This is a genomic window from Sulfitobacter sediminis, from assembly GCF_040811725.1.
Taxonomy (GTDB): domain Bacteria; phylum Pseudomonadota; class Alphaproteobacteria; order Rhodobacterales; family Rhodobacteraceae; genus Sulfitobacter; species Sulfitobacter sediminis.
On record NZ_JBFNXX010000016.1, the window covers coordinates 38,599 to 54,650 of the forward strand.

General features: G+C 64.3%; 19 protein-coding genes and 1 other RNA gene. 5 read left to right on the forward strand and 15 right to left on the reverse strand.

The annotated features are described in order from the left end of the window. The first annotated feature begins 71 nt into the window (after nucleotides 1-71). On the forward strand, nucleotides 72-1,226 hold the full coding sequence (locus tag AB2B41_RS17895) for a Hint domain-containing protein (RefSeq protein WP_367879189.1): 1,155 nt from the start codon (nucleotides 72-74) through the stop codon (nucleotides 1,224-1,226). Between the two features lie 10 nt (nucleotides 1,227-1,236). Here the strand turns inward: AB2B41_RS17895 and AB2B41_RS17900 are convergent, their stop codons facing one another. Both AB2B41_RS17900 and mgtE read right to left on the reverse strand, forming a co-directional pair. Continuing rightward, on the reverse strand, nucleotides 1,237-1,803 hold the full coding sequence (locus tag AB2B41_RS17900) for a 5-formyltetrahydrofolate cyclo-ligase (protein WP_367879190.1): 567 nt from the start codon (nucleotides 1,801-1,803) through the stop codon (nucleotides 1,237-1,239). Beyond that, complete coding sequence (gene mgtE / locus AB2B41_RS17905; protein WP_367879191.1) at nucleotides 1,800-3,206, reverse strand: magnesium transporter; 1,407 nt, start codon at nucleotides 3,204-3,206, stop codon at nucleotides 1,800-1,802. The genes AB2B41_RS17900 and mgtE overlap by 4 nt, the downstream gene beginning before the upstream one ends. A gap of 171 nt (nucleotides 3,207-3,377) precedes the next feature. Between mgtE and guaD the strand changes: the two genes are divergently transcribed. Further along, nucleotides 3,378-4,670: a guanine deaminase gene (gene guaD, locus AB2B41_RS17910; protein WP_367879192.1), complete on the forward strand. Its 1,293-nt coding sequence runs from the start codon at nucleotides 3,378-3,380 to the stop codon at nucleotides 4,668-4,670. A gap of 5 nt (nucleotides 4,671-4,675) precedes the next feature. On the opposite strand, the gene AB2B41_RS17915 is transcribed toward guaD, so the two are convergent. The 5 genes from AB2B41_RS17915 to AB2B41_RS17935 form a co-directional block, all read right to left on the reverse strand. Further along, complete coding sequence (locus AB2B41_RS17915; RefSeq protein ID WP_367879193.1) at nucleotides 4,676-5,098, reverse strand: CAP domain-containing protein; 423 nt, start codon at nucleotides 5,096-5,098, stop codon at nucleotides 4,676-4,678. Between the two features lies 1 nt (nucleotide 5,099). Beyond that, complete coding sequence (locus AB2B41_RS17920) at nucleotides 5,100-6,434, reverse strand: 8-oxoguanine deaminase (RefSeq protein ID WP_367879194.1); 1,335 nt, start codon at nucleotides 6,432-6,434, stop codon at nucleotides 5,100-5,102. A 103-nt stretch (nucleotides 6,435-6,537) separates the two neighbouring features. Further along, nucleotides 6,538-7,335: a histidinol-phosphatase gene (hisN, locus tag AB2B41_RS17925; RefSeq protein ID WP_367879195.1), complete on the reverse strand. Its 798-nt coding sequence runs from the start codon at nucleotides 7,333-7,335 to the stop codon at nucleotides 6,538-6,540. A 31-nt stretch (nucleotides 7,336-7,366) separates the two neighbouring features. After that, nucleotides 7,367-7,741 carry a helix-turn-helix domain-containing protein gene (locus AB2B41_RS17930; RefSeq protein WP_367879196.1) on the reverse strand — a complete coding sequence of 125 codons (375 nt, stop codon included), beginning with the start codon at nucleotides 7,739-7,741 and terminating at the stop codon, nucleotides 7,367-7,369. 433 nt (nucleotides 7,742-8,174) lie between these two features. Then, on the reverse strand, nucleotides 8,175-9,050 hold the full coding sequence (locus AB2B41_RS17935; RefSeq protein WP_367879197.1) for a LysR family transcriptional regulator: 876 nt from the start codon (nucleotides 9,048-9,050) through the stop codon (nucleotides 8,175-8,177). A 120-nt stretch (nucleotides 9,051-9,170) separates the two neighbouring features. Here AB2B41_RS17935 and AB2B41_RS17940 point away from each other — a divergent pair, with 120 nt between their 5' ends. The 3 genes from AB2B41_RS17940 to AB2B41_RS17950 all read left to right on the forward strand — a co-directional run bounded on the left by AB2B41_RS17940 (nucleotide 9,171) and on the right by AB2B41_RS17950 (nucleotide 10,665). Next, nucleotides 9,171-9,383: a DUF1127 domain-containing protein gene (locus AB2B41_RS17940; protein ID WP_367879198.1), complete on the forward strand. Its 213-nt coding sequence runs from the start codon at nucleotides 9,171-9,173 to the stop codon at nucleotides 9,381-9,383. Nucleotides 9,384-9,510: 127 nt separating this feature from the next. Further along, a complete protein-coding gene (locus AB2B41_RS17945) occupies nucleotides 9,511-10,287 on the forward strand; it encodes a Bax inhibitor-1/YccA family protein (RefSeq protein ID WP_367879199.1) in 777 nt (258 codons plus the stop codon). Between the two features lie 69 nt (nucleotides 10,288-10,356). After that, the gene (locus AB2B41_RS17950; protein ID WP_367879200.1) at nucleotides 10,357-10,665 is read left to right on the forward strand and encodes a DUF1272 domain-containing protein; all 309 of its coding nucleotides are present in this window, start codon (nucleotides 10,357-10,359) and stop codon (nucleotides 10,663-10,665) included. Between the two features lie 5 nt (nucleotides 10,666-10,670). Here AB2B41_RS17950 and AB2B41_RS17955 read toward each other — a convergent pair whose 3' ends face one another. The 8 genes from AB2B41_RS17955 to AB2B41_RS17990 all read right to left on the reverse strand — a co-directional run bounded on the left by AB2B41_RS17955 (nucleotide 10,671) and on the right by AB2B41_RS17990 (nucleotide 15,919). Further along, the gene (locus AB2B41_RS17955) at nucleotides 10,671-11,192 is read right to left on the reverse strand and encodes a GNAT family N-acetyltransferase (protein WP_367879201.1); all 522 of its coding nucleotides are present in this window, start codon (nucleotides 11,190-11,192) and stop codon (nucleotides 10,671-10,673) included. Nucleotides 11,193-11,261: 69 nt separating this feature from the next. Then, complete coding sequence (gene rpmG, locus AB2B41_RS17960) at nucleotides 11,262-11,429, reverse strand: 50S ribosomal protein L33 (RefSeq protein ID WP_011454349.1); 168 nt, start codon at nucleotides 11,427-11,429, stop codon at nucleotides 11,262-11,264. Nucleotides 11,430-11,590: 161 nt separating this feature from the next. Beyond that, nucleotides 11,591-11,990, reverse strand: an RNA gene (gene rnpB, locus AB2B41_RS17965) — RNase P RNA component class A. 83 nt (nucleotides 11,991-12,073) lie between these two features. Beyond that, nucleotides 12,074-12,742, reverse strand: coding sequence for an N-acetylmuramoyl-L-alanine amidase (locus AB2B41_RS17970; protein WP_367879202.1), 669 nt, complete (start codon nucleotides 12,740-12,742; stop codon nucleotides 12,074-12,076). Nucleotides 12,743-12,745: 3 nt separating this feature from the next. Beyond that, complete coding sequence (locus tag AB2B41_RS17975) at nucleotides 12,746-13,498, reverse strand: hypothetical protein (protein ID WP_367879203.1); 753 nt, start codon at nucleotides 13,496-13,498, stop codon at nucleotides 12,746-12,748. Nucleotides 13,499-13,541: 43 nt separating this feature from the next. Further along, nucleotides 13,542-15,029, reverse strand: a complete 1,488-nt coding sequence (gene gatA / locus AB2B41_RS17980; RefSeq protein WP_367879204.1) for an Asp-tRNA(Asn)/Glu-tRNA(Gln) amidotransferase subunit GatA — start codon at nucleotides 15,027-15,029, stop codon at nucleotides 13,542-13,544. Next, nucleotides 15,029-15,316, reverse strand: coding sequence for an Asp-tRNA(Asn)/Glu-tRNA(Gln) amidotransferase subunit GatC (gene gatC / locus AB2B41_RS17985; protein ID WP_367879205.1), 288 nt, complete (start codon nucleotides 15,314-15,316; stop codon nucleotides 15,029-15,031). Before gatC ends, gatA begins: the two co-directional genes overlap by 1 nt. Nucleotides 15,317-15,616: 300 nt before the next feature. Beyond that, entirely contained in the window at nucleotides 15,617-15,919 is a 303-nt protein-coding gene (locus AB2B41_RS17990) for a hypothetical protein (protein WP_367879206.1), read from the reverse strand. Between the last annotated feature and the right edge of the window lie 133 nt (nucleotides 15,920-16,052).

The window sequence follows — 16,052 nt, forward strand, 5'->3', positions numbered from 1 at the left end:
AGTTCAAATTTATCGCAACTTCAGCCGGTATGAACAGGCCGTGGTTGAGGAGCAGGCCCCTGGCAGACCGTTTGGACGGCCTCATAATAAGCGAAATACTGGCCGATAACGCGGGCGCGTCCGCGATCGACACCGATGGGGATGGCTGGTCCAACAAGGCCGACGAATTCATCGAGATCCAGAACACGACTAACAGCACGATAAGCCTCGATGGCTACGAAATCTGGTCCCAGAAAGGCGGACTGCTTTATTCCTTCGGATCGGGCGACACGATCGCGGCGGGCGGCACCGCCACAGTGGTTGGTGAATACACGGGCACACCGCCTGCGGGCTATTACGAGTCCACAACCAACAACAACATCAACTGGTTGCCGGATGGCGAAGGCCAGAAATTCGACTCAATCTTTCTCGTCAACTCAAACACCGGCGAATATGTCGTTCTGTCCTACGGCGCCCCGCCGCGGACGCCGGTGCTGCCTGCCGGATTTCCCGGCACAACGCGGATCGGCGCGGGCGAAACGATCGACAGCAGCGCGCCGAATGGCACGGCCTTCGTGCGCGACATCAACGGCGACATGGTCGAAGGCACGCCCAGCCCCGGCACCCCAGGCGTCCCCTGCTTTTGCGCGGGCACCCTGATCGACACGGACCTCGGCGCCGTCCCCGTGCAGTTCCTGCGCCCCGGTGCCCGCCTGCTTACCCTCGACGACGGTGTCTCTACCCTGCTGGGCATCCGTCGCTTCGAGATCAGCCCGGCGGCACAGGCGCATGATCCCTCGCTCCTTCCGCTGCGCTTGCCGCGCGGGCTGTGCGGTGCATCGATGCCGCTTGAGCTGTCCCCGAACCACCGCGTTCTGGTGCGGAGCTTTCAGGCGAACCTGCTCTTTGAAAGTGCAGAGGTTCTGATCGCCGCCAAACTTCTTGCCGGTTTCGGTGCCATGCAACTTGACCCCACGAGCAGACCGCTTGTCTATTTTCACCTTCTGCTTGGGCGTCACGCGGTCCTCCGGGCACACGGTATCTGGGCCGAAAGCCTGTTTCTCGGAGACATGGTGCGGGCGCATTACAAAAACATGGTAGCCTGGGACCTGCTGCCGGGCGTGTCCCTGGCCGATCTGGGCCACGCCGAAACCGCGCGCCTGGTGCTCCGTGCCTACGAGGCGCGGCTGCTCCTGGGCCTGATTGCCCCGCCCGATGCGCGACGGGTTTGGCATCTGGCGGCCTGAACCAGCCCGGTCAGGGATGCGCGATCTCGATCACCCCCGCCTCCGTCACGATCAGATCGAGCGGTTGATCCGTTCCCTCCAAAGGCAGGTCCGCCACTTCCTGCCCGGCAAAGGCAAAGCCGATGGCCAGCGTCGGTCGTTTGGCGCGCAGCATCTCAAGGGTCCGGTCATAGAAGCCGCCGCCGTAACCCAGCCGCCCGCCGCGCCGGTCGAAAGCCAGTAGCGGCACGATCAGGATTTCGGGCTCGAAGAATGCCGGATCATCGGGGATGGCCGCGCCGAAGGCGCCGGGCACCATGACCGTCTCCGGTGTCCACAGGGCGAATTTCAGAGGGCTGTCCGCCGCTTCGATCACCGGCACTCCGACGGGGCCATGCGCGCAGGCCTCGGCCATGGCGGGGCGCGGGTCGATCTCGGTCCGGATCGGCATGTAGCCCGACAGAGGCACGCCGCGATAGCCTGCCAAGACTTCGCTGAGGTATCCCGCCTGCGCGGCCGTCGCAGCCTCAAAGAGCGGCTTGCGGCGGGCAAACGCCGCCTTGCGCGCCGCTGCCTTGACCTCGGCCAGGTCGGTCACAACAGAACGGCGGCGGCAAGGCCGAGGAAGGCGAAGAAGCCCACCACGTCCGTCACCGTCGTCACGAAAGCGCCGGAGGCCAGCGCCGGGTCGACGCCGATCCGTTCGAGAATGATCGGGATGCCCGTGCCCGCAAGGCCCGCCACCACCATGTTGACCACCATGGCCACCGCGATGACGTAGCCCAGCGCGGGCGAGCCGAACCAGATGATGCCGACGATCCCCATCACCACGGCAAAGACCGCCCCGTTGATCAGCCCCACAAGACATTCGCGTCGTATGACCCGCCAGACGTTCGAGCCGGTGAGGTCCTTCGTCGCGATCGCGCGCACCGCCACCGTCAGGCTTTGCGTGCCCGCGTTGCCGCCCATCGACGCCACGATCGGCATCAGGACGGCCAGCGCCACCACCTGCGCGATGGCATCCTCGAAAAGCGAGATCACGATGGATGCGGCAATAGCGGTGCCAAGGTTCACCGCCAGCCACGGCAGGCGCCGCCGGGTCGTGGCCCGCACCGAATCCGACAGGGTCGATTCCCCGTCCACACCGGCGAGGCGCAGGATGTCCTCCTCATGCTCCTCGTCCAGCACCGCCATGGCGTCGTCGATGGTGATCACCCCAATGAGCCGCCCCTCGTCATCGACCACCGGGGCCGAGATCAGGTGGTACTGGTTGAAGGCATAGGCGACATCGCCCTCATCCTGGCTGGCCGGGATAATGCGGAAGGTGTCTTCCAGCAGGTCCTTCAGCGGCGTCGCCCGCTTCGAGCGCATCAGCTTGCCCAGCGTGATGTTCCCCACCGGATGAAAACGCGGGTCGACCATGACCAGATGATAGAACTGCGCGGGAAGATCGTCCTCGGGCGTGGCGCGCAGATAGTCGATGGCCTGTCCGACATTCCAGTGCTCTGGCGCCGCGACCACCTCGCGCTGCATCAGGCGACCGGCGGAATACTCCGGCCAGCTCAATGCCTGCTGCACCGCTGCCCGGTCCGATTCCTCAAGCGCCTTGAGGATGGTTTCCTGCTGATCTTCCTCGAGGTCCTCGATCAGGTCGACCACATCGTCGCTGTCCAGCTCGCGCACCGCCTCGCTCAGCACCTGGGGCGTCAGGACCGCGATCACTTCTTCGCGGATCGACTCGTCGAGTTCGGACAGGATCTCGCCGTCGAACTCCCGGTCGTAGAGGCGCACGAGGCGCATGCGCTCGAAACTGCTGATCTGTTCGAGAAGGTCGGCGATATCGGCCGCGTGCAGCGGCTCCATCAGTTCGACCAGCTGCTCCCGATCGTCTATCTCGACCGCGTAGAGGATCGCGGCGACGGTCTTCTGGTCAAGGAGATAGGACTGGTCTTTCTCGTCCTCCGGAGAGGCAGTTTCAGTGGCTTCAACCTGATCCAGCATGGCTGCTCTCCCCGATTTTCTGCGACCATAGGCAAGCGCCTTGCAAGAGACAATGGCGGCTGGCGCCTGTCTTGCGTGGCGGTTTCGACTGCTTTCGTACCTAGGTCAATGGCCCGCTTTGTCAGCGTCCCCGCTGTACTTCCGCACCGGAATCTGCGCTAGGATCGCCCCATGACACGGCAGACACTTCTTCTGGGCCCGACCCTGACCTTTGACGGCGATCCGATGGCAGAACCCTGGCAGGAGGCCGTGCGGATCGACAGCCGCGGCGGGGTGCTGCTGGAGGACGGCCGGATTACCGCCGTTGGCGATGGCGACACCCTCAGCGCGGCCCACCCGATGGCAGAGGCGGTGCGCTACGGCGAAAATCACCTGATCTGCCCTGGTTTCGTGGACGCCCACGTGCACTACCCGCAGACGGCCATCATCGCCTCATGGGGTAAGCGGCTGATCGACTGGCTGAACGACTACACCTTCCCCGAGGAAATGCGGCTGGAAGACCCGGCCTATGCCCGCGCCATCGCCGCGCGGCATCTCGATCTGACCCGTGCAAACGGCACCACCACCGTGGCTTCCTACTGCACGATCCACCCCCACAGCGCCGACGCGATCTTCGAAGAAGCCGCCGCACGGGGCCAGCGCGTTGTCGCGGGCAAGACCTGCATGGACCGCAACGCACCCGAAGCACTGCGCGACACGGCGCAAAGCGCGTATGACGACAGCAAGGCGCTCATTGCGCGCTGGCACGGGCAGGGCCGCGCGACCTATGCGATCACGCCCCGTTTCTCGCCCACCTCGACGCCCGAGCAACTCTCCGCGCTCGGCGCGCTCTGGGCCGAACACCCCGACTGCCTGATGCAGACGCACCTCAGCGAACAGACCGATGAGATCGCCTGGGTCAGGGGCCTCTACCCCGAGGCGCGCGATTATCTGGATACTTACGAGGCCCATGGGCTTCTGGGTGCGCGTGGGCTCTACGGCCACGCCATCCATCTTGAGGCGCGCGAGATCGACCGGCTGGCCGAGGTCGGTGCGGCGGTGGTGCATTGCCCGACCTCGAACACCTTCATCGGCTCCGGGCTGTTCGATCTCTCCGGCCTGCGCGCGCGGGGCATTCGCATCGGGTTGGCAACGGATACCGGCGGCGGCTCCTCCTTCTCCATGCTGCGGACGATGGCGGCGGCCTACGAAATCGGCCAGTTGCGCGGCACGCCGCTCCACGCCGCCGAACTGATGTGGCTGGCCACGGCCGGCTCGGCGCGCAGCCTGCATCTGAGCGACCGGATCGGCAGGCTCGCTCCGGGGATGGAGGGCGATATCAGCGTTCTCAACCTCGCCTCGACGCCTGCGATTGCACAGCGCGTCGCGCAGGCAAAGGATATCTGGGAGGCCGTCTTTGCCACCATCATGATGGGCGACGACCGCGCCATCGCCGAGGTCTTCATCGGCGGCACGCGCGCCTGAGCGCTTCAGCCGGGCCCGGCCAGCACCATCACCCAGTATTCATCCCCCACACGGCCCAGCCCGAACTCCCGCGCCTTGCGGTTGACCATGTTGCGGCGATGACCGGGGGATGCCGCCCAGGCGTTCAGCACCTTCTGCAATGACCGGTGCCCCTTGGCGACATTCTCGGACACGTGACACCAGCGATACCCCGCCCGGCGCACGCGCTGCCCGATCTTCGATCCGTCGCTGCCGATGTGGCTCATCCTGCCCTGCCGCGCCATGTCCTGCGCATGGGCCTGCGCCACCTGGGCCAGCGTCTTGGAATATGCGACAGGCGCGCGCCCTTCCGCCGCGCGCAGGCCATTGAGCGCCCGTGTCAGCGGCTCATTGGCATCGGCGGGCACGGCGAGGACCAGACAGAGGATCAAGCAGGCCAGCACTCTCATGTTATTCTCCCAGCGCGCGCGCCATCCGGTTCTGCCGCGCGATCAGCGTTTGCAGGTCGATCGTCGTGATCTGTCCATCGCGCACGATCTGGCGGCCTTCAACGAAAAGGTCGCGCACCGTGGTCGGACCGGCAAGAAGCAGCGCGGCAGGCTCCCAGCTACCGGCGGATGCTGGCCCGCTGACATCCCAGATTGCCAGGTCCGCCCGCTTTCCCACCTCCAGCCTGCCGCAATCCGGCCGCCCCAGCATGTCCGCCCCGCCCCGCGTGGCGATCTCCAACGCCTCCCGCGCGCTCATCGCGTCCGCCCCCCGCGCCACCCGCTGCAGAAGCATCGCCTGCCGCGCCTCGGCCACGAGGTTGCCCGCATCGTTGCTGGCCGAGCCATCAACCCCCAGCCCGACGCGCACGCCAGCGTCCAGCATCGCCCGAACGGGGGCGATGCCCGATCCAAGGCGGCAGTTGGAACAGGGACAATGGGCCACCCCTGTGCCGGTCTGGGCAAAAAGCGCGATCTCCGAAGGATCGAGCTTGACGCAATGGGCGTGCCAGACGTCCGGGCCCACCCAGCCCAGGTCCTGCGCATATTGCCCCGGTCGGCAGCCGAAGGTGGCAAGGCTGTAGGCCACGTCTTCGTCGTTCTCGGCGAGGTGGGTATGCATCATCACACCCTTGGCACGCGCCAGATGCGCCGTTTCGCGCATGAGGTCGGTGCTGACCGAGAAGGGCGAACAGGGGGCGAGGCCCACGCGGCACATCGCGCCCTCGGCCGGATCGCTGAAAAGATCGATCACCCGTTGGCAATCCTCAAGGATCGCCGCCTCGTCCTCGACCAGCGCATCGGGAGGCAATCCGCCCGCGCTTTGACCGATGCTCATCGAGCCTCGTGTAGGATGAAACCGCAGCCCCAGCTCAGCCGCCGCGTGGATCGTATCGTCAAGCCGCGCCCCGTTGGGATAGAGGTAGAGGTGATCGCTGCTGAGCGTGCAGCCGGACAGGGCCAGTTCCGCCAGCCCCACCTGCGCGGAGACAAAGAAATGCTCAGGCGTCATGCGCCCCCAGATCGGATAGAGCGCCTGCAGCCAGCCGAACAGCAGCGCATCCTGTCCGGCTGGCACAGCGCGCGTCAGCGACTGGTAAAGGTGGTGGTGGGTGTTCACCAACCCTGGTGTCACGACGCAGCCCCCGGCAAGGATCACCTCGCCTGCTGTCTCAAGGCCCTGGCCGATTTCGGCGATCACGCCATTCACCAGCCTCAGGTCTGCCCCGGCCAGTTCCCGCCGCGCGTCGTCCATCGTCACGACGACGTCGGCGTTCTTAATCAAAATTTCCGTCAAAGCACCGCACCGCCCTTGAACCAATTCCGCCACGCTAGCGGTCGCGCCGGGCTGGGGCAATAACCTATGCGGGAATTTCTGGCGGAACGCCGGCGCGCAACCACTAGTAATTGCGCAGTATTTCCAGCGCCTGGCCGTGCACCCGTTCATTCGCGGCCGCGATGGCACGGCCCCCCTGATGCGCAGGCCGCCCCTGCCAATCGGTCACGATACCGCCCGCGGCCTCAATCACAGCGATGGGGGCCTGGATGTCGTAGGGGGCCAAACCCGCCTCGATCACGAGGTCGATCTGCCCTGCCGCCAGCATCGCGTAGGCATAGCAATCCATGCCGTAGCGCGTCAGTCGCACCCGGGCCGCGACGGCGTGAAAGCCTTCGCGCTCCGCGGCGTCGCCGACCTCGGGAAAGGTGGTGAAGGCGATAGCTTCCGCCAGATCGCGCGGCGCCACCGTTGCTAGGGCGGCACGCGCATGTGGCCCCTGCATGACCGCCCCGTCGGGCGCCCCTTCGAACCGCTCACCGATATAGGGCTGGTCGATGATGCCGTAGAAGGGCCCCTTCTCATCCGCGACTGCAATCAGCACCCCCCAGGTGGGCGTGCCGCTGATGAAGCCGCGCGTGCCGTCGATGGGGTCAAGCACCCAGGTCAGACCGCTGGTGCCGTCCTTGATGCCGTATTCCTCGCCCAGCACCCCGTCATCGGGACGCTCGCGGGCGAGGATCTCGCGCATGGCGCGCTCGCCCGCGCGGTCGGCCTCGGTGACCGGGTCGAAGCCCGTGGCAAGCTTGTTGTCGGTACCCAGGGCTCTGCTGCGGAAATAGGGCAGGATCGCCGCGCGCGCGGCATCGGCGATCAAATGCGCAACGCGCCGGATTTCCGGGTCGAAGTTTCGCTCAGACATGTGCAGGAATGCTCCGCCCTCTGGCAGGCTTTCAGGCGACGTCGCTCAGGACCCTGGCCAATTCGAACAGGCGGCGACGCTGGTCTTCGGGGATCGAGTAGTAGGAGCGGATGAGATCCATGGCCTCCTTGTCGCCCATCACGTCGACCGGGACGTTCTTGGCCGCATCCTTCTTTTCGACATTGGCTGCTTCGAGACCCTCGAAGAAGAACGCCACGTTGACGCCCAGCGCTTCGGCGATGTCCCACAGGCGCGACGCGCTCACTCGGTTCGCTCCGGTCTCGTACTTCTGGATTTGCTGGAACTTGATTCCGACCAACTCGGCGAGTCGCTGCTGCGTCATGCCTGTCAACCAGCGACGTTGTCTGATCCTCTGTCCGACGTGGACATCTACCCTATGCGGCATTCTTTTTCTTTTCCTAACTTCGATCAACGGTGATCGACACTGAGTTACTATGGCCCCCGAGCGCTGCGCAACCAGGACCGAAGTTGACGTAGGAACAGTCTACAAGAACCGCCCGTAACTGCAAAATTTTTTTGACTTCAGCCCGGGCGGTATCGGAACAAAACACTGTCAACTTATGGTTATTTACCCAAGTTTTTGATGACCCTTGCGGCAATTCATTGTCCCGGGGGGCGAAATTCACTGTTCGAAGTCCTCTGAAAAAGGGCAATCTTGCATTGTTTACAAGAAGGTAGATTCCCCAAAAAGTAGAATTCTTCCAGAAAGGTCTTCCCGAAGCGTAGTTTACCTAGCCAAAGCCTGCGTCATTGGCCCTATCTAGGCGGAAATCCGCCTATTCCCCTGCTTCCGGATGCAATCCGGACCGCCCTGCCCCTCAAACGACCTTGAGTCGTTGTGCGGCGGAGTTCGCAAAGGCACTGCGCAACATGTTCACCAGCGTATTGCGCACCTCGTCCCCGCTCTCGGTTGCGCCGTAAAGGTTGATCTTCTGCACCGGCAAGGCGGGCAGCGCACCGCCGTGATCGATAGGCTCCAGATAGGGGGGCTGGGTCCCCTCGATCAAGGCGTGCACCGCCAGATCGGCGCTGACCGCCGCTTCGATCGCGCGGTCGCTTTCGGTGTCGACGCTCATCTCCCAATCGATGTCCATGGCGTCAAGTGCCGCCACGATGTGGGGACGGAAGACGCAGTATCGGCAGAAGGCCAGTTGCAGCGGCCGCTGCCGCCAGGCGGTGCCGCCGGGTGCCCCGACCCAGACCAGCGGCTTGGTGGTCAGCGTCTCTCCCCCCTGATCTACCCCAGTTTCGGTGGTCACGATGACGTCGCAGTCGCCTTTGGCAAATTGCTCCTTCAGGGTACGCGTGAATGACGCCTCAAGCTGCACTTTGACCCGTGGATAGGCCGCGTGGAATTGCTTGAGCACCTGCGGCACCGCCGGATAGACCACGTCATGCGGCACGCCCAGCAGGATTTCGCCCTCGTAAGCGTGATCGGTGAGCCGCGTGATCACCTCGTCGTTCAGTGCGATCATCCGGCGCGCATAAACCAGCAATTGCTCGCCCGAGGCCGTCAGCGCGATGGTGCGCCCGGTCCGATCGAAAAGCGGCAGGCCCAGCATCTCTTCGAGCCGCTTGAGCTGCATGGAGACCGCCGATTGCGTCAGGTGCAGGAAACCGGCGGCCCGCGTCACCCCGCCTGAATCCGCCACCGCCACGAAAGAGCGCAGGGTCGTCACGTCAAGATTTCTCATATATCAGAATCCGTGATGCATTACCGAACAAACATTCGTTTTCATTATTCCCGGTGAGCACCGATATATCAAGCATCAAAATGCATCATCAGGAAACATCACGAAATTTGAAGGTGACCTATGACCGACTTTTCGCTTCACAAGACCCGCTCCCTCGCCCCTCGCTTGTCCATCTTCGGATGGCTTGTGGCCGCGCTTGACGTCTGGCGTAGCCGCCGCCAGCTGGCCAGCCTCGATCACGACCGTCTCGAAGATATCGGCCTGACCCGCAAGTCCGCTGAAAAAGAGGCAAATCGCCCGATTTGGGACGTTCCGGCCCATTGGCTGAAATAATCCGACAATCCGCGGCATCCGGACGCAGGCGACTTCTTGAAAAGCTGGGGAATAATTCCGATATTTGCCACAATCACGTGCGAACAAAGCGTGGTGAGGAACCCTTTAGCCAATTGGAGGTCAATGAATGGCTGACGTGAATACAATCCGGAGCGTAGCCGGAGCCCGCGCCGCCGAAATAGATGCGGGCCTGCGCGCCCATATGAATAAGGTCTACGGCACGATGTCCGTGGGTATGCTGATCACCTTTGCCGCCGCCTGGGCGATCTCGGGCCTTGCGGTGACGACCGATCCCGCCGGTGCCGCCGCGCAGATCGGACCCGATCAGTACCTGACCGATCTCGGTTACGCGCTTTATGCGTCGCCGCTCAAGTGGGTGATCATGTTCGCCCCGCTGGCCTTCGTCTTCGGCCTGGGTGCCGCGATCAATCGCATGTCGGCTGCGACCGCGCAGACCGTGTTCTACATCTTCGCCGCCGTCATGGGCCTGTCGATCAGCTCCATCTTCCTGGTCTTCACCGGGTATTCCATCGCGCAGATCTTCCTGATCACCTCGATCGCCTTCGCGGGCCTGTCGCTTTGGGGCTACACCACCAAGAAGGACATCTCGGGTTGGGGTACTTTCCTGATCATGGGTGTGATCGGCCTGATCGTGGCGTCCATCGTCAACATCTTCCTGCAGTCCGGCGCGCTGATGTTCGCGATCTCCTCGATTGGTGTGCTGATCTTCGCGGGCCTGACCGCCTATGACACACAGCGTATCAAGTCCGAGTATGTCGCACACGCCCGCCACGGCGATGCGGAATGGATCGGCAAATCGGCCATCATGGGCGCGCTGAGCCTGTATCTGAACTTCATCAACATGTTCATGATGCTGCTCCAGCTCTTCGGCCAGCGCGAGTAATCGCGGCAGCTTTCCAAACGATCCGGGGCCGGTCCATGATGGACCGGCCCTTTTTTCTTTGGAGGAACCATGCTCGAGCTTAGACCGAACTGCGAAATGTGCGACCGCGACCTGCCCCCCGAAGCGACCGAGGCGCGCATCTGCACCTACGAATGCACCTTCTGCGCCGATTGCGTCGACACCGTGCTGTACAACGTCTGCCCCAATTGCGCGGGCGGCTTCGTTCCCCGCCCCATCCGCCCCGCTGTTGACCGCCGCACGGGCGTCAGCCGGGTGCATCAGCCGCCCGGCACAAAGCGGCGCAAGCTGAAGTACGACCTCGACGACATCCGGGCCCTCGTCGCGGTCACGAAGGATATACCTCCCGAGACGCGCTGAATGATTCAGCCGCCTTCGCGTGAGGACAACAAGCGAACCATCCGCAGCGCCGGAAAGGTGATGCCTGCGTCCAGCGGCACGTCCACCTCGCCCAAGACTTCGAAACCCGCGCTGCGATAGAACGGCACCGCCGTCCGGGTCGACATGCACTCAAGCCGACGAACCCCGGCCTCTGCCGCCGTCGCCAGCACACGTTCCATGAGCGCCCGCCCCACACCTTGCCGCACCGCCTCCACGTCGGTGGCAAAATGCCGGATATGCCCCACTGACGCCGCGCCCCGCCTGCCGCTTCCCGGTGCCGCGCGGGTCCATCCTCCGCCGCCCAGCAGCCTGCCGTCCCGCAGCGCCACGAAATAGGTGCCACAGGTCACCAGCGCAGGCTGTGCCTTGCTGATCCGGGGAATCGCCGTCACCAGCACCGAAGGCGGGTAATCCGCCGCCAGCAGTCGCGGATAACTCCGCGCGAGCAGCGCGTCGAGCGGGGCGATATCGTCCCGCGTGCCCGGTCTGATGATCAGCGATGCCATCGCCACTTCCTCGAAACGAAAAAGGCCGCGCTTTCCAGCGCGGCCCCGAAAACTGCAAGTCTGGCGATCTTACTTGATCTTGCCTTCCTTGTATTCCACGTGCTTGCGCGCGACGGGATCGTACTTCCGTACCACCATCTTCTCGGTCATGGTGCGCGCGTTCTTCTTGGTCACGTAGAAGTGGCCGGTCCCGGCGGAGGAATTCAGCCTGATCTTGATCGTGGTTGGCTTTGCCATGGGTCGTCTCCTGCTGCAGACCGGCTGGGGCCCGCGTGAATTCTGAACCCCGGCTTCTAAATGATCGCGCGCGCGAGTCAACAGCAAAAGACTGCAACGATCCGCGATCGAAAAATTCGAATTTTCCGGCCCGATTTCTTCGAAGAAATCGAGGCCCCGAGGCGCGCGAAAGGCCTGTAAGCCGGATTCTGTCCCCCGGGGTCGCCCCCGGATGGATGACCATTCCTCTGACCGCCGCATTACTGCGACGGCTACAGCTGCCAACCCGGACCTGCTCGGGCAAAAGCGGCCCTGCCTTGCGGCGCGCGGTCCCTATTTGGCATTGCTCCCGGTGGGGCTTGCCGTGCCGCCCCTGTTGCCGGGGGCGCGGTGGGCTCTTACCCCACCCTTTCATCCTTACCGCCGCCCGGTTTCGGTTGCCCGACCTGTGCGGTGGCGGTTTGCTTTCTGTGGCGCTTTCCGTCAGGTTTCCCTGCCCGGGCATTACCCGGCACCGTCGCTTTTCGGAGTCCGGACTTTCCTCGACGTCCCGAAGGCCGCCGCGGCCATCCAGCCTTCCGCGCAAGGGGTGAGGTAATGCCTCACTGCCGTGCGGGTCAATGGGTGTGCCTGTTATGTCGGTCGATTTCTGGGGAAAAACAGCCTCAAGCCAGCCTCTTCGGCACCGCCAGCGCGTAATCCGCCGCACATAGCGGCCCCCGCCGCCAGGGCGCGAAACGCAAGCGGGTCGCCGCAAGAAGGTCGTCAAACCCGACGTCAGCCGTAAACCCCGCCTCCCCCGCGGCCCGGCGAAAGCTGTCTTCGGTGATTTCGTTCGGATGTGCCTTGGCCGGACGCGCGGCCAGCCCCTGCCGCGCCAGCCGCGCCCAATCGAAACGCGGGCCCGGATCGTGTTTTCGCCCCGGCGCCATGTCGGAATGGCCGATCACGCCGTCGGGGCCGATGTCCCATCGCCCCATGATCTCGGCCAGAAGCCGCTCCAGCGCTGCCATCTGCCGCTCGGGAAAGGGATGATCCCCCGCGTTGTCGAGCTCGATCCCGATGGAGCGCGAGTTGATGTCATCCTGCCCGCACCATTCCCCCGCCCCCGCATGCCAGGCGCGCTCCTCTTCCTTGACCAGTTGTGTCACGCCGCCGCCCATGTCGATCACGTAATGCGACGAGACCTCCGCCTCCGGGTCGCACAGGCGCGCGATGGCGGCATCGGCCCCTTGCATGGCGGTGTAATGGATGACGACCAGATGCGGTCTCAGCCCGTCCCGGCGCGGCCCGCAGTTGGGCGAGGGATGCCAGCGAACATCACCCGCCCCCACGCCTCAGCCTTGCTGCGCCGCGCGGCGGAAGGGGCTCGGATCCCAGGTGCAGGCGTAGCCGTCACCGTCGGGGTCCACGCCCAAACGGTCACGGTCCGGCCCGCCGCGGGAAAGAAAGTCGATCTGCGCCTGATCCGGCGTCGAATAGCCCGCACAGGCACGCTGGTACTTGGCCTCGCGGTTGAACCCGCCACGGCGATAGACCTGTGTGCCACGCGGATGGCTGGTCTGGAGCGCGAAGGCCACGATGTTCGGCCCCGTATCTGTCCGGTCCGGCAGCGCCTCGGGCTGAACCACCTGGTACTGCTGGCGGTTCGCGGCGATCCGCGCGGCGTCAGCGTCGATGCTGCGCTGGCCCGATACCGCGTCGAAATTGTTCTCCTGCGAGATGCCCGCACTGTTCAGAACCGGCGGCGGCGGATTGGACGGGCTGGCCTGCACCGGTTCGACCCCGGAATTCGTGGCCGCGCTGTTGCCGAGACCCGCGCTGGCACCGGGCCGGGTTGCGGCCAGGATGCGCGCCGTTTCCGCTGCCGTGGCCTCGGCCGATCCTTCTGCGGGCGCGGCACCCAGCGGTGCTGCACTGACCGGAGCGGGCGCGGCCACATAGCTTTCCGCCAGCGCCGCCTCGCGGGCGCGCTGCTCGGCAGTGAACTGGTCCCCGAAACCTACGCCACGACCGGAATCGGGAACGGCGGGCTGACAGCCCGCCAGCGCCGCACCGGCGGCAATTACTGCGAGAGCGCGAAAAATCATGGGTCCTGCTTCGTCTTTTTCGACTGCCTTGTTGGGGCTGGGTTTACCACCATTTGTCCGGCTTGGCCACAAATCCCGCCGCGCGTTCCAACGCATAGGCGGAGGACAGCAGATCGGCCTCTTCCCAGGGCCGCCCGATAAGTTGCAGCCCCAAGGGCAGCCCCTGCCGGTCCACACCCGCAGGCACGGCAATGCCCGGCAGACCCGCAAGGTTCACGGTCACCGTGAAGACATCGTTGAGATACATCTGCACTGGGTCCGCATCCGCCATCTCACCCAGACCGAAGGCCGCCGAAGGCGTCGCGGGCGTCAGGATGCTGTCGATACCTTGCGCAAAGACGTCCTCGAAGTCCTTTTTGATCAACGTCCGCACCTTGCGCGCGCGGTTGTAATAGGCGTCATAGAAGCCTGCCGACAGAACGTAAGTCCCGATCATCACCCGCCGCTGCACTTCCGCCCCGAACCCTTCGGCGCGGGTCTTTTCGTACATCTCGGTGATCCCGTCGCCCTGATCCAGCTTCGCCCGGTGCCCATAGCGCACCCCGTCATACCGCGCGAGGTTCGAGGACGCCTCGGCAGGCGCGATCACATAGTAGGCAGGCAAAGCATACTTCGTATGGGGCAGCGAAATATCGACGATCTCGGCGCCCGCATCCTTCATCATCGCGATGCCGTCCTGCCAGAGCGCCTCGATTTCTTCGGGCATCCCGTCCATGCGGTATTCCTTGGGGATACCGATCTTCTTGCCGCGTACGTCACCGGTCAAAGCCGCCTCGAAATCCGGCACCGGCAGGTCGGCAGAGGTGGAATCCTTCGGATCATGCCCGCACATCGCTTCCAGCATGATCGCCGCGTCGCGCACCGATTTGGTCATCGGCCCCGCCTGATCCAGCGAGGAGGCAAACGCCACGATCCCCCAGCGCGAACAGCGCCCATAGGTCGGCTTGATCCCCACGGTGCCGGTGAAAGCCGCCGGCTGCCGGATCGACCCGCCGGTATCCGTGCCGGTTGCCGCAAGGCAGAGGTCGGCAGCCACAGCGGCAGCAGAGCCACCCGAAGAGCCGCCCGGTGTCAGCTGCGCATCATCGTTCCCGCGCCGCCAGGGGTTCACCGCGTTGCCGTAGACCGAGGTCTCGTTCGACGACCCCATGGCAAATTCGTCCATGTTGAGCTTGCCCAGCATCACCGCGCCCGCGTCAAAGAGGTTCTGGCTGACAGTACTTTCGTACTCCGGCAAAAAACCTTCCAGAATGCGCGAGCCCGCCTGCGACGGGACACCCTTGGTGCAGAAAAGGTCCTTGATCCCGATGGGCAACCCGCACATCGCAGGCGCCTCACCGGCTTCCAGACGCGCGTCGGCCTTGCCAGCCTGCTCCATCGCGATCTCGGGCGTATGATGCACGAAGGCATTCAGCGCCCCCGCCCCCTCGATGGCCTTCAGGCACGCCTCGGTCAGCTCCTTCGACGTGGTCTCTCCGCTGCGCAGCGCATCACGGGCCTCTGCCAGCCCCAGCTTGTTCAGGTCACTCATCACTCAACCACCTTCGGCACCGCAAAGAACCCTTCCCGCGCATCCGGCGCGTTCTTCAGGATCGCTTCCTGCTGGTTCCCGTCCGTCACCACATCCGCGCGCCGCTTCAGCCGCATCGGCGTCACCGAAGTCATCGGTTCTACCCCGTCGACATCCACCTCGTTCAGCTCTTCGATGAACCCCAGAATGCCGTTGAATTCCTGCGCCAGCCCCGGCAGCGCCTCGGGCTCGACCTTGATCCGGGCCAGTTTCGCCACCCGCGCGGCGGTCGTCTCGTCGATGGACATGGGAAAGCTCCCCTTGCGGTGATCTCTTTGCCCTGCCCAATACCGCCCCGGGCGGAGCCTCGCAAGGGCGGGCGGGCAAATCTTGGTATGAGCGAAGCAAGGCGCATGAGCCGCTGCTCAGAGCGGCGGCATTTGTTGCCCAAAAGAAGTCCCGTCCACATGTAAGACGGCTTCATAAAGGAACGCTTTCGGCCTGAACCGAGGGCTATTCGCGATGTCAGAGCGACGAGAAACGTACGCCGAAATAAACTCCGCGAACGGCGTTCACCCCGGTTTCCGGGTCTGCCCTCCCGGATACCGTCAGCTGGCTGACCCGGCCACTTCCGGCTTGATCTCCTCGAAGATCAGATGCGTGCCCGCCCCCACGACGCAACTGACCCCGTTCGGATTGGTGATCAGTACCGTGAAGGTGCCCGTATCCGGCGATCCGAAAAGCTCCATCAGTGCCGTCTTGGATTGCAGCCCGCGCGCGATCAGCTTCTCGGAGTATTTCGTCTCAAGCCGTTTGACGACCGCATCCCGCTGGGCGCAATTTGCCGCCTGCGCGGCGTTGGCGGCAAGGGTCGACCCCAGCGCCATGGCCAATATGGGTAAGAGTTTCATTGCTCATGCTCCTGCTCAGGTGTCTGTGCCTTTCAGGAAGCATGCAAAGAGAGGCCATCGCACGCCCCCCTTGGCAACTTGCCGGTGATGTCGTCCCAATTCCGGGCGCAGAGCCCGTCTGCGGGGCGGCGAA